The organism is Streptomyces sp. NPDC088354, from assembly GCF_044753585.1.
GTDB lineage: Bacteria > Actinomycetota > Actinomycetes > Streptomycetales > Streptomycetaceae > Actinacidiphila.
Genome location: NZ_JBIVNJ010000012.1, coordinates 170,856 through 182,342, shown reverse-complemented (window position 1 = coordinate 182,342; position 11,487 = coordinate 170,856). Strand labels below are relative to the sequence as shown.

Here is an 11,487-nt window from a genome sequence, read left to right as displayed (position 1 = left end):
CCGCCCGGCCCCCGGCCCCACGGGGTTGAGGCCGGGGGCGCATTTTTGGGGGGGGTGGCGCCCCCCGGCCGGGCCCCCCCCCCCCGCGGGGGGGGGGGGGGGGGGCGCCCGGGGGGCCCCCCCCCCCCCCCGGCGCCGCGGTGTTGCGGTGGTCCGCTCCTGCTCAGAAGCGCGCGGGCTCGGTGTAGCTGCCCCATTCGTCGCGCAGCGCGCCGCAGATCTCGCCGAGGGTCGCCTCGGCGCGCACCGCCTCCAGCATCGGCTCGATCATGTTGGTGCCCTCGCGGGCGGCGGTGAGCATCGCGTCCAGCGCCTTGCGCACGGCCGCGTCGTCCCGCAGGTCCTTGCGGCCGGCCAGGACCCGTACCTGTTCGCGCTCCACCTCGTGGCTCACCCGCAGGATCTCCAGGTCCCCGGTGACCGATCCGGTGTGGCAGTTGACGCCGACGACCCGCTTGTCGCCCTTCTCCAGGGAGCGCTGGTACTCGAAGGCGGCCTCGGCGATCCGGCCGGTGAAGTAGCCGTCCTCGATGCCGCGCAGGATGCCGGAGGTGATCGGGCCGACCGCGTGCCTGCCGTCGGGCACCGCGCGGGCACCCAGTTCCTTGATCTTGTCGAAGATCTTCTCCGCGTCCGCCTCGATGCGGTCGGTCAGCGCCTCGACGTACCAGGAGCCGCCGAGCGGGTCGGCGACATTGGCGACCCCGGTCTCCTCCATCAGTACCTGCTGGGTGCGCAGCGCGATCTCCGCGGCCTGGGCGCTGGGCAGCGCCAGCGTCTCGTCCAGGGCGTTGGTGTGCAGCGAGTTCGTGCCGCCGAGCACCGCCGCCAGCGCCTCGACCGCGGTACGGACCACGTTGTTGTACGGCTGCTGCGCGGTGAGCGAGACGCCCGCGGTCTGGGTGTGGAAGCGCAGCCACTGCGCCTTGTCGGACGTCGCGCCGTACACGTCGCGCATCCAGCGGGCCCAGATCCGGCGTGCGGCGCGGAACTTGGCGATCTCCTCGAAGAAGTCGAGGTGGGCGTCGAAGAAGAAGGACAGGCCGGGGGCGAAGGTGTTGACGTCCAGCCCGCGTGACAGGCCCAGCTCCACGTAGCCGAAACCGTCGGCCAGGGTGTAGGCGAGCTCCTGCGCGGCCGTGGAGCCGGCCTCGCGGATGTGGTAGCCGGAGACCGACAGCGGCTTGTACGCGGGGATCCCCGTCGCGCAGTGCTCCATCAGGTCGCCGATCAGGCGCAGGTGCGGCTCGGGGGCGAAGAGCCACTCCTTCTGCGCGATGTACTCCTTGAAGATGTCGGTCTGCAGGGTGCCGTTGAGCACCGCGGGGTCGACGCCCTGGCGCTCGGCGGCCACCAGGTACATGCAGAAGACGGGGACCGCGGGGCCGGAGATCGTCATGGAGGTGGTGACGTCACCGAGCGGGATGTCCTTGAAGAGGATCTCCATGTCGGCGGCGGAGTCGACGGCCACGCCGCAGTGCCCGACCTCGCCCAGCGAGCGGGGGTCGTCGGAGTCCCGGCCCATGAGGGTGGGCATGTCGAACGCGACGGACAGGCCGCCGCCGCCCGCCTCCAGGATCATCTTGTAGCGCTCGTTGGTCTGCTCGGCGTTGCCGAAGCCGGCGAACTGGCGGATGGTCCAGGTGCGGCCCCGGTAGCCGGTGGCGTGCAGACCACGGGTGAACGGGTACTCGCCCGGCCAGCCGATGCGCTCGAAACCGGGCACCTCGGCGCCGGCCGGGGGCCCGTACACCGGCTCCACGGTGTCGCCCGAGAGCGTGGTGAAGTCCGCCTCGCGCTTGCGGGAGGCGTCGTAGCGCGCCTGCCAGCGGCTGCGCCCCTCGTCAATGGCTGCAGCGTCCATGCCGGTGTCCGCCTCTCATCGGTGCGGGGCCGTCCTCGCACGTCCTTGTACAAGGAGGTGTACCCCTGTGGGCCGAAAATACTAGGACGTCCTAGTATTTGTCGACGGTCATACCCCCCATCCCAGCAGGGAAGGGGGGTATCCGCAGGTCAGGCGAGTGTCAGACCTTGACGGGTTCACCCGTGGGGGCCACCAGCGGGGCCACCTCGCGGGTCACCTTGCGCTCGACGAAGAACGCGGCGGTGGGCACGGTCCCGGCCAGCAGTACCCACAGCAGCTTGCCGAAGGGCCACTTCGCCTTGGAGCCGAGGTCGAAGGCGAACACCAGGTACAGGACATAGAGCCAGCCGTGGGCGATGGCGACGACCCGGGTGAAGCCCTGGGCGCCGTCGATGTCCAGGACGTACTTGGCGATCACGCCGGCGGTCAGCAGGACCAGCAGCACACCCGTCACATAGGCGAGGACGCGGTACCGGGTCAGGACACTCTGCTTCATGCGCCGAAGCCTAACCGGTGCCCTTCCGCCGGTTTGCCCCGGGCCGCCCCGAAGCGGACGGCGCCCTGTCCCGCGGAGGTCACGCCTGCGGGATCACGCCTCGAAGTCCCCGGCGGATATCCGCAGCGGCCGCAGCAGCGCGAAGATCTCCGCGCACTCGTCGTCGTCGTACGCCTGCAGGCCGAATTTCATCCCCATGAGGTCGTCGGTGGCGGCCTCGCACACCTCGCGGCCCTTGGCCGTGATGGAGGCCAGCGTGCCGCGCCCGTCGTTGGGGTTGGGGCGCTTGGCGACGAGGCCGGCCGCGACCAGGCGGTCGACGGTGTTGGTGACCGACGTCGGGTGCACCATCAGGCGCTCGCCGATCTTGGACATCGGCAGCTCGCCCTCCTTGCTGAAGGCGAGCAGCACCAGCGCCTCGTAACGGGCGAAGGTCAGCCCGTAGGGCTTGACCACGGCGTCGACCTGACCCAGCAGGATCTGCTGGGCGCGCATGATCGACGTGATCGCGACCATCGACGGCACACGCCCCCAGCGCCGGGTCCAGATCTCGTCGGCTCGGGCGATGGGGTCGAAGGGCAGGCTGAGCGGCTTGGACACAGGCCCGAGCCTACCCGCCGGTCACATGGCGGGCAGCCGTGTCTCGCGGGGCGGGACAACGGCACGTCAGGGACCGCGGGTTCGTGATCGTACCGGCCACCCGCCGCACCCGTGTGAACGCAGTGTTTCAGCCACCCCGGACGGGGGTTCCGACCGAAATCCTTCCCCTGCCGGGCAGGGTTTCCCCTACTTCCGGGCCGGGCTTGGCACCCTTTGGCCCGGATGACCTGCGACGCGGCGCCGCACCCGCTCGCGACAACCGGCCAATCGATGAAATGCACCTGTCATTAACGGCCCGTTCAGTGCGAGGCTCCTTGCCGCGCGGAACACCGCGCACCCCCCACACCCCCGGGTGCTGTCCGCCCGGGGACCGGCCCTGCCGTCCCCACACGGCGGGACACAAGGAGTCACATTGCGCAAGAAGCTGGCACTCGGCACCCTCGTGGCCGCATCGGCACTTCTGGCCGGCGGTCTCCAGTCCTTCGCGGCGACCGCGCGGCCCGCGCCGTCCGCCACCGCACTCGCCGCCTCCCACGCGAAGGCGCTCACCGACGCCCACGGCCAGGCCGCCGCGCTGGCGGGCTCCCTCGGCCTCGGCGCCCAGGAGCGGCTGACGGTCAAGGACGTCGTCGTCGACCCCGACGGCACGCGCCACCTGCGGTACGACCGCACCTACGCGGGCCTGGAGGTGCTCGGCGGCGACCTCGTGGTGCACCAGGACGAGAACGGCGCCACCCGGTCGGTCTCGCGGGCCGTCACCGGGGACATCGCCCCCGCCACCCTCACCCCGGCCGTGACGCCCTCCGCGGCCCGCGACGCGGCCGCCGCCACGGTCAAGGGACTGCTGAAGACGCCGCTGGTCAAGGGCGAGGAGCCGCTGAAGGCGGTCGGCCCGGCCACCGCCCCGCAGAAGGTCGTCTGGGCCGTCAGCGGCACGCCCCGGCTCGCCTACCGGACCGTCGTCCACGGCACCCAGGCCGACGGCACCCCCAGCGAGCTCAACGTGATCACCGACGCCCGCACCGGCGCGGTGATCCAGAAGTACGAGGGCATCCAGACCGGTACCGGCACCGGCGTCCACGTGGGCTCGGTCACCCTCACCACCACCAAGTCCGGCAGCACCTTCTCGCTGAAGGACGCGAGCCGCGGCGGCATCTCCACCACGGACCTGAACAACCGCACCAGCGGCACCGGGACCACGTTCACCGACACCGACGACGTCTGGGGCAACGGCTCCGCGTCCAACCGCCAGTCGGCGGGCGTGGACGCCCAGTTCGGCGCCGCGGCCACGTGGGACTTCTACAAGAACACCTTCGGCCGCTCGGGCATCAGGAACGACGGCAAGGGCTCGGTGTCGCGCGCCCACTACGGCAGCAACTACGTCAACGCCTTCTGGGACGACAGCTGCTTCTGCATGACCTACGGCGACGGTTCGGGCAACACCCACCCGCTGACCGCGCTCGACGTCTCGGGCCACGAGATATCCCACGGCGTGACCAGCGCCACGGCGGGCCTGACCTACTCCGGCGAGTCCGGCGGCCTGAACGAGGCCACCTCCGACATCTTCGGCACGATGGTCGAGTTCAACGCCAACCTCGCCTCGGACACCCCGGACTACCTCATCGGCGAGAAGATCGACATCAACGGGGACGGCACCCCGCTGCGTTACATGGACAAGCCGTCCAAGGACGGCGCCTCCGCCGACTACTGGTCCTCCTCGGTGAAGAACCTCGACGTGCACTACTCGTCGGGCGTCGCCAACCACTTCTTCTACCTGCTCTCCGAGGGCAGCGGCGCCAAGACGATCAACGGTGTCAGCTACAACAGCCCCACGAAGAACGGCTCCACCGTCACCGGCATCGGCCGCGCCAAGGCCGCGGCCATCTGGTACCGCGCCCTGACGGTGTACTTCACCTCGTCCACCAACTACGCCAAGGCCCGCACCGCGACGCTGAACGCGGCCAAGGACCTGTACGGCAGCGGCTCCGCCGAGTACAACGCGGTCGCCGCCGCCTGGACCGGCGTCAACGTCGCCTGACGGTGGCCCGGTGACCGGCTGACCCGGCCGGCCCCCTGATCACTCGCGGTGCTGCGGACCGCCCCATACGGTCCGCAGCACCGCGAGGACGCACAGGGTGCCGATCACACAGGCCCATCCGTTCACCAGATGGACGGGCACGAACTCCGCGGCGGCGCCGGCCGCCGCCATCCCCGCCCCCTGGACCGACATCACGCCCGCCGACTGCACGGTCATCGCCCGGCCCCGCAGCCCCTGAGGGACGGCCTCGACGAACCACTGGTCCACGCCCAGGGTGCAGGCACCGGTCAGCCCGGCCACGAACATCGCGGCCAGGGACCACGGCAGCGAGGGCCGCAGCAGGAAGACGGCGTAGGGCAGCAGGGTGCACGCCACCAGCGGGCCGGCGATCCGGCCGCGGGCCGCCGGGCTCAGGTACCCGCCCGCCAGCAACTCACCGAGGACCATGCCGACCGGCATCGCCGCCATGAAGAGCCCGAGCCCTGTCGTCCCCGCCCCGACCGACTCCGCGTACGGCGCCGCCAGCGCCTCCGGGACGACGGCGAAGAACGACGGCACCCACCCGAGCAGCAGCAGCGAGCGCACCCGGCGGTCGGCCAGCAGCCGTCCCGTGCCGCCACCGCCGCCATCGCGCTCCCCAGCGCCGCGCGCGGGCCGCCGCCGGGTGCCCAGGCGCAGCAGGAGCGCCGAGCCGAGGAACGCGGCCGAGGTGAGCAGCAGCGCGGCGCGCGGGGTGAGGAAGACCAGCAGGACCCCGCCGAGCCCGAACCCGACGACCTGCGCTCCCTGCGCCACGATCCGGATCAGCGAGCGCCCCAGCACGAAGGCGTCGCCCGGGAGGATGTCGGCCAGGCTCGCCGCCCGCGTCCCGGTGAACACCGGGCCGACGAGCGCCATCACGCCCCGCAGCGCGAGCAGGACGGCGATCGGCGTCCCCGGCAGCACCATCCCGGCCGCGCACGCGGCGCACAGCAGGTCGCAGAGCACCAGCACCCGGCGCGGCGGGAAGCGGTCCGCGACGCCGGCCAGCAGCGTGCCGCTGACCGCGTACGGCACGAAGCCCAGCGCGAAGGTCAGCGCCGACAGCAGCGGCGAGGCGGTGAGCCGGAACACCAGCACGGACAGCGCGATCTGGGACACGACCGTGCCCTGCAAGGACAGCACGTGCGCCGCGAAGACGGCCCGGAACTCGCGCACGGCGAAGACGGCCCGGTATCCCGCGGACGCGGCGGCGGGTACGGCGTCGGCATTCAGCGTCATGGTTCGCAGCGTGGCGGGCCGGGACCGGCCGCCGTAGTCTTTCGGCTGCAGCCGAAACTCCGCATCCCCGAGGAGGTCCCCGATGCCGTTCCACCTGCGGTTCGGGCCGGACGACCTGCTGCGCTGCCGCTTCGGGATCTCCCCGCTGTGGGAGGTCGCGGGCGCGGTCCGCACGCTCAAGGAGACCCGGCTGCAGGCGTACCACGTGCCCTGGCTGCGGCAGACGGAGGCGGCGGCGCGGGAACTGGACCTCACGCCGCTGTGGCTGCTGATGCCCCGCCGCGGTCACATCCCGGACTTCCTGTGCCCGCCGCCGGGCGGCCCGCTGGCCTCCATCGAGGAGGAACTGGCCCGCATGCGGGCCACCGACCCCGGAGCCGCCCGCGACGACCTGGCCCGCTCCCTGGCCGACACCCCGGGCGCCGCGGACACCCCGCAGGGCCGCGCCATGCTCGCCGATCCGGCCCGTGCGGTGCGGGAGTTGGCCGATCTCCACGAGCGGGCCTGGCACGCGCTGATCGCTCCGTACTGGCCCCGGCTGCGCGCCGTGCTCGAGGCCGACGTCGCCTTCCGGGCCCGCCGGCTCGCGGACGACGGCCTGACCGGACTCTTCGCGGACCTGCACCCGTCGCTGAGCTGGGCGAACGGCACCCTGACGCTGCACCGCCGCACCACCGAGCACGACCGGGACCTCGGTGGCGACGGCCTGGTCCTCGCCCCCAGCGTCTTCGTCTGGCCGGACGTGGCATCGGGCTTCGACCCGCCCTGGCAGGGCACCGTCGTCTACCCGGCGCGCGGCATCGGCGGACTCTGGCAGGCCCCGCGGGCCGGCTCGGAGACCCTCGAACGCCTGCTGGGCGCCAACCGGGCCGCCATCCTCGCCGGTCTCGGCGAACCGGCGACGACCACCGCACTGGCCCACCGCCACGGCCTCGCCCTGTCGTCCGTGTCCTCCCACCTGTCGGTGCTCCGCGACGCGGGCCTGCTCACCTCACGCCGCTACAGCCACCAGGTCCTCTACGAGCGCACCCCACTGGGCACCGCCCTGACGGGCGACTGAGCGCCGCAGCCGCGCCCGTACCGCCCGCTGGGCGACGGGGCCGAGTTCCTCCAGAGCGCCGGCCAGAGCCGCGACCTGCTCGACCGCGGCGAAGGCGCGCTCGGCGCCCTCGGGGTCGACGCCCTCGTACAGCTCCAGTCCCACGAAGCCCGCCGCCACGGCCTTGGCGAACCCCGCGGTGTCCACGAACTCGGCGAGCGGGGTGCCGCCCAGGACCCGGGCGAGCACCTGCTCGATCTCCCGCGTCCACAGCGACCGCTCAAGACGTGTGCGGGCGCAAAAGACGCCGGGCGGGCTGGATGTCCAGCCCGCCCCGGCGTTCGTTCCGGGATGGCTTCCCGCTACTCGCCCGCGAGGTACCGCTCGACGGTGGCGACCTTCGAGGTCAGTCCGTCCGTGACGCCCGGCCGGATGTCGGCCTTGAGGACGAGGGAGACCCGCGGGGCGCGGGCCTCGACGGCGGCGACGGCGCGGCGGACGACGTCCATGACCTCGTCCCACTCGCCCTCGATCGAGGTGAACATCGCGTCGGTGCGGTTGGGCAGCCCCGACTCGCGGACCACGCGGACCGCGTCCGCGACGTACTCACCGACGTCCTCGCCGACGCCGACCGGGCTGACGGAGAAGGCGACGATCATGCCTGGGCCGCCCCTCGCCCGAGGTCCTTGAGCTCCTTGCGGGCACGGGCGGCGATCACGCTGTCCTCGGCCTCGCGGCGCAGCCTGCGCTCGGCGAAGAAGCCGCCGGTGGGCAGGACGGACAGCAGGAAGTAGAGCGCGGCGCGGCCGATCGACCACTTGGCGCGGACCCACGCGTCCAGCCAGAACAGGACGTAGAGGATGAACAGGACGCCGTGGACCGCCCCCATGACGGGGACCGCGTTGAAGTCCGTGGTGCGCTTGAGCACCGAGCAGATCAGCAGCAGCAGGAAGGACACCGCCTCCGGGGCGGAGACCAGGCGGAGCCGGTTCAGGGCGGATGCGGTCTTGACGTCCACGGGACCTCACTAACGGGGCAGGGGCGAGCGGCGGAGCGGTCGGTACGGCGCCGAGGCGATTGTGAATGTGCTCACAAGGGCCCTGGCCATTATCACCCCACCCCCGCGCCGCCCCGCGCCCGGGGCCGGGTGCGGCGCGGACCGGATGAACCAAGTACGCCTCCCCGGCGTCCTGCACCACATGACGTTCGACTGGGACCGCCGGCACTGCGCCCGGCGCGGGCACATCACGTACGCGCCCGACGAGACGCACCTGCGCGAGCGACTGCGTGCCGAGACCGCGCTCGGCGAGGTGTGGCGCTGCCTGCGCTGCGGGGACTTCGCGCTCGGCGAGCCGCACGGCTCGGGGCCCGCTGACCGCGCGCCCGAGGTGCCGCGCGGCCGCGCGCTGCGCGATCTGTTCATCCTGCGCTTCCTGGCCGTGGAACGGATGCTGCGCGGCCTGTTCATCGTGCTCGCGGCCTGGGCGGTGTGGCGCTTCAGCAACTCGCAGGACGCGGTGCGCCGCTTCTTCGAGGAGAACCTGACGGTCCTCCGCCCGGTCTTCGAGCACTTCCACTACGACCTCGACCACTCCCCCGTGGTCGACACCATCCGCAGAACCTTCGAGTACCGGCACTCGACGCTGCTGATCGTGGCCGGGGCGCTGCTGCTGTACGCGCTGATCGAGATCGTCGAGGCGGTCGGTCTGTGGGCGGCGAAGCGGTGGGCGGAGTACCTGACCGTCGTGGCGACTGCCGCCTTCCTGCCGCTGGAGATCTGGGAGCTGACCGAGAAGGTCAGCTACCTCAAGATCGGCACGCTGCTGCTCAACATTCTCGCCGTCCTCTACATCCTGCTGTCCAAGCGGCTGTTCGGGCTGCGCGGCGGTCACGCCGCCTTCGAGGCCGAGCGGCGCGGCGCCTCACTGCTGGAGGTCGAGGAGGCGGCGGGCGCCGCCGGCCCGTCCGGCGCGTCCGACGCACCCGGCACACCCGACGCGCCCGACACATCCGGTGAATCCCCTGTGACGAGGACCCTGGTGACGGGTTCCTCCCGGACGGATACGGTCTGACCCGTGGCTCAGTTTCGATTGCAGGGCAGCAAGGTGCTCGCCGTGGACATGGCCGGCGACGCCGTGAAGGCGAAGAACGGCTCGATGGTCGCCTACGACGGCCAGATGCAGTTCAAGAAGATGTCCGGTGGTGGCGAGGGTCTGCGCGGCATGGTGACCCGGCGCCTCACCGGCGAGTCGATGGAGGTCATGGAGGTACGGGGGCAGGGCACCTGCTACTTCGCCGACCGCGCGAGCGAGATCAACCTCGTCCGCCTGAACGGCGAGAAACTGTACGTCGAGGCCAGCAACCTGCTGGCGACCGAGGCGACGCTGCGCACCGGCACCACCTTCACCGGGCTGCGCGGCGCCTCCCAGGGCAACGGCCTGTTCACCACAACGGTGGAGGGCACGGGCCAGGCGGCGATCATGTCCGACGGGCCCGCCGTGGTGCTGCGCGTGGCCCCCGGCATGCCGCTGCAGGTCGACCCGGGCGCCTATGTGGCGCACACCGGCAACCTGCAGCAGCACTTCCAGGCCGGCATCGGCTGGCGCGCCATGATCGGCGAGTCCGGCGGCGAGTCCTTCCAGATCCGCTTCGAGGGCGACGGCCTGGTGTACGTCCAGCCCAGCGAGCGCAACACGGTCGGGGGGCAGATCTGATGCCGTTCACACGGATCAACTCCAAGATGGTCGAGGCCCAGGTGCTCCCCGGCCAGCGGCTGTTCAGCCAGCGGGGCGCGATGCTCGCGTACCGGGGGAACGTCTCCTTCACCCCCAACATCCAGGGCGGGCAGGGCGGCATCGGCTCGATGATCGGCCGCCGGATGGCGGGCGAGGCGACACCGCTGATGACCGTCGAGGGCCATGGCTCGGTGATGTTCGGGCACGGCGGCCACCATGTGCACTGCATCGACCTGACCGGTGACACCCTCTACGTCGAGGCGGACCGCCTGCTGGCCTTCGACGGCACCCTGCGCCAGGGCACCATGTTCATGGGCTCGCAGGGCGGTGTCATGGGCGTCATCCGCGGCCAGGTGACCGGCCAGGGCCTGTTCACCACGACGTTGCAGGGCCAGGGCGCGGTCGCGGTGATGGCGCACGGCGGCGTCATCGAGCTGCCGATCTCCCCGCAGCGCCCGGTGCACGTCGACCCGCAGGCGTACGTGGCCCACCGCGGCGACGTCCGCAACAAGCTGTCCACCGCGCTCGGCTGGCGGGACATGGTGGGCCGCGGCTCCGGCGAGGCGTTCCAGCTGGAGCTGTCGGGGCAGGGCACGGTCTACGTACAGGCGAGCGAGGAGAAACTGTGAGCACCGGACCGGTCGTCCACGACCCGTACACCCTGCCGGTCGACGACAACGTCAACCCGTACGCCTTCAGCGTGGACCTCAAGGGCCAGTGGTTCCTGCAGAAGGGGAAGATGATCGCCTACTACGGGCAGATCTCCTTCCACGGCATCGGCCACGGCGCCCTCGACGGCCTCATCCGCGCCAACTTCCACTCCCCGCTGCACGCTTCGGACTGGGTGGTCGCCGAGGGCCAGGGCAAGATGATCCTCGCCGACCGGGCCTTCGACGTGAACTCCTACGACCTGGAGGACGGCAACCTCACCATCCGGTCGGGGAACCTGCTCGCCTTCCAGCCGGGGCTGGCGCTCAAGCAGTCGATCATCCCGGGCTTCCTGACCCTCATCGGGACGGGGAAGTTCGTCGCCGCCTCCAACGGCGCGGTGCACTTCGTGGAGCCCCCGGTCCGGGTGGACCCGCAGGCCCTGGTGGGCTGGGCGGACTGCCCGTCGCCCTGCCACCACTACGACCACGGGTACATGCGCGGCGTGCTGGGCGGACTGCGGGCGCTGACCGGCATCGGCGGCACCTCGGGCGAGGAGCACCAGTTCGAGTTCGTGGGCGCGGGCCAGGTGCTGCTGCAGTCCACGGAGGTGCTGATGCCCGAGCAGGCGACCGGCGCGGTCCCGCACGAGGCCGGCGTCCCGGGCGCGGGGACCGGCGCCCCTGGCGGGGCGGGCGCGCCGCGGCTGCCGGGTCAACTGGGCGACCTGCAACGCCGTTTCGGACTGTGACCGCGCGGACACGCAACAGGACCCCGAATAATACGGATTTCAACATTCTGGGTATA

At 71.8% G+C, this 11,487-nt stretch carries 12 protein-coding genes and 1 pseudogene; 6 read left to right on the top strand and 7 right to left on the bottom strand.

All coding sequences use genetic code 11. The features are described from left to right. Positions 1-163: 163 nt before the first annotated feature. From ACIP98_RS20210 to ACIP98_RS20200, 3 genes are all read right to left on the bottom strand, one after another. Complete coding sequence (locus ACIP98_RS20210) at positions 164-1,864, bottom strand: methylmalonyl-CoA mutase family protein (protein WP_319659925.1); 1,701 nt, start codon at positions 1,862-1,864, stop codon at positions 164-166. Positions 1,865-2,024: 160 nt separating this feature from the next. Next, on the bottom strand, positions 2,025-2,360 hold the full coding sequence (locus ACIP98_RS20205) for a DUF3817 domain-containing protein (protein ID WP_319659926.1): 336 nt from the start codon (positions 2,358-2,360) through the stop codon (positions 2,025-2,027). Positions 2,361-2,453: 93 nt separating this feature from the next. After that, entirely contained in the window at positions 2,454-2,960 is a 507-nt protein-coding gene (locus ACIP98_RS20200) for a MarR family transcriptional regulator (RefSeq protein ID WP_319659927.1), read from the bottom strand. A 412-nt stretch (positions 2,961-3,372) separates the two neighbouring features. Between ACIP98_RS20200 and ACIP98_RS20195 the strand changes: the two genes are divergently transcribed. Then, positions 3,373-4,998 (top strand): M4 family metallopeptidase, encoded by a 1,626-nt coding sequence (locus ACIP98_RS20195; RefSeq protein WP_401977119.1) that lies wholly within the window; start codon positions 3,373-3,375, stop codon positions 4,996-4,998. A gap of 39 nt (positions 4,999-5,037) precedes the next feature. Here ACIP98_RS20195 and ACIP98_RS20190 read toward each other — a convergent pair whose 3' ends face one another. Next, positions 5,038-6,258, bottom strand: a complete 1,221-nt coding sequence (locus tag ACIP98_RS20190) for an MFS transporter (RefSeq protein WP_401977118.1) — start codon at positions 6,256-6,258, stop codon at positions 5,038-5,040. A gap of 82 nt (positions 6,259-6,340) precedes the next feature. Between ACIP98_RS20190 and ACIP98_RS20185 the strand changes: the two genes are divergently transcribed. Then, on the top strand, positions 6,341-7,318 hold the full coding sequence (locus ACIP98_RS20185) for a DUF5937 family protein (RefSeq protein ID WP_401977116.1): 978 nt from the start codon (positions 6,341-6,343) through the stop codon (positions 7,316-7,318). On the opposite strand, the pseudogene ACIP98_RS20180 reads toward ACIP98_RS20185, so the two are convergent. The 3 genes and pseudogenes from ACIP98_RS20180 to ACIP98_RS20170 form a co-directional block, all read right to left on the bottom strand. Next, positions 7,250-7,570, bottom strand: a pseudogene (locus ACIP98_RS20180) (hypothetical protein); the annotation flags it as partial. The gene ACIP98_RS20185 and the pseudogene ACIP98_RS20180 overlap by 69 nt on opposite strands. An 89-nt stretch (positions 7,571-7,659) precedes the next feature. Continuing rightward, positions 7,660-7,956: an MTH1187 family thiamine-binding protein gene (locus ACIP98_RS20175; RefSeq protein ID WP_319659931.1), complete on the bottom strand. Its 297-nt coding sequence runs from the start codon at positions 7,954-7,956 to the stop codon at positions 7,660-7,662. After that, positions 7,953-8,315, bottom strand: a complete 363-nt coding sequence (locus tag ACIP98_RS20170; protein WP_401977114.1) for a DUF3817 domain-containing protein — start codon at positions 8,313-8,315, stop codon at positions 7,953-7,955. Before ACIP98_RS20170 ends, ACIP98_RS20175 begins: the two co-directional genes overlap by 4 nt. Positions 8,316-8,496: 181 nt before the next feature. Here ACIP98_RS20170 and ACIP98_RS20165 point away from each other — a divergent pair, with 181 nt between their 5' ends. The 4 genes from ACIP98_RS20165 to ACIP98_RS20150 are packed head-to-tail and all read left to right on the top strand — an operon-like array spanning position 8,497 to position 11,431. Next, entirely contained in the window at positions 8,497-9,369 is an 873-nt protein-coding gene (locus tag ACIP98_RS20165) for a DUF2127 domain-containing protein (protein WP_319660053.1), read from the top strand. A gap of 3 nt (positions 9,370-9,372) precedes the next feature. Then, on the top strand, positions 9,373-10,011 hold the full coding sequence (locus ACIP98_RS20160; protein WP_401977112.1) for an AIM24 family protein: 639 nt from the start codon (positions 9,373-9,375) through the stop codon (positions 10,009-10,011). After that, the gene (locus tag ACIP98_RS20155; protein WP_401977111.1) at positions 10,011-10,661 is read left to right on the top strand and encodes an AIM24 family protein; all 651 of its coding nucleotides are present in this window, start codon (positions 10,011-10,013) and stop codon (positions 10,659-10,661) included. Before ACIP98_RS20160 ends, ACIP98_RS20155 begins: the two co-directional genes overlap by 1 nt. Continuing rightward, a complete protein-coding gene (locus tag ACIP98_RS20150; protein ID WP_319659935.1) occupies positions 10,658-11,431 on the top strand; it encodes an AIM24 family protein in 774 nt (257 codons plus the stop codon). Before ACIP98_RS20155 ends, ACIP98_RS20150 begins: the two co-directional genes overlap by 4 nt. Positions 11,432-11,487 lie beyond the last annotated feature (56 nt).